The 396-nt window shown below is 69.2% G+C and carries 1 protein-coding gene; it reads left to right on the top strand.

The window, feature by feature from the left end; genetic code table 11:
• Positions 1-396: OmpA family protein (locus tag V0U35_RS13960; RefSeq protein WP_330197388.1), on the top strand; the 396-nt coding region annotated here is incomplete at both ends.

Raw genomic sequence — 396 nt, 5'->3', positions numbered from 1 at the left:
TCTGGCCTATCCGGGCTTCCAGGTGGATGCTCTGGGTGGTCACGAGGCCTGGCTGGGCCTGCGCTACGTGTTCAACGCGCCGCCGCCCCCGCCGCAACCGGTCGTGACCCCGCCGCCGCCGCAGCCGCCGGCACGTCCGACCCCGCCGCCGCAGCCGCCGGTACAGGAACCGGTCTGTGACGATGTGGGCTTTGTGGTCTACTTCGAGTGGGATCGCTCGAACCTGACCAGCCAGGCTCAGGCCGTGATCAACCAGGCGGTCAACCAGGCCCGCAATTGCGGTGTGGCGAGTGTTGCCATCGACGGTCACGCTGACCGTTCGGGTGCGGCCTCCTACAACGTGGGTCTCTCGGAACGCCGCTCGCGCGCCGTTCGCGACGAGATGGTGCGTCTGGG

This window comes from Hyphobacterium marinum (assembly GCF_036330325.1).
Classification (GTDB): Bacteria; Pseudomonadota; Alphaproteobacteria; order Caulobacterales; family Maricaulaceae; genus Hyphobacterium; species Hyphobacterium marinum.
Note: the sequence above shows the minus strand (reverse complement) of the source record. Positions and strands in the feature narration are given on the sequence as shown.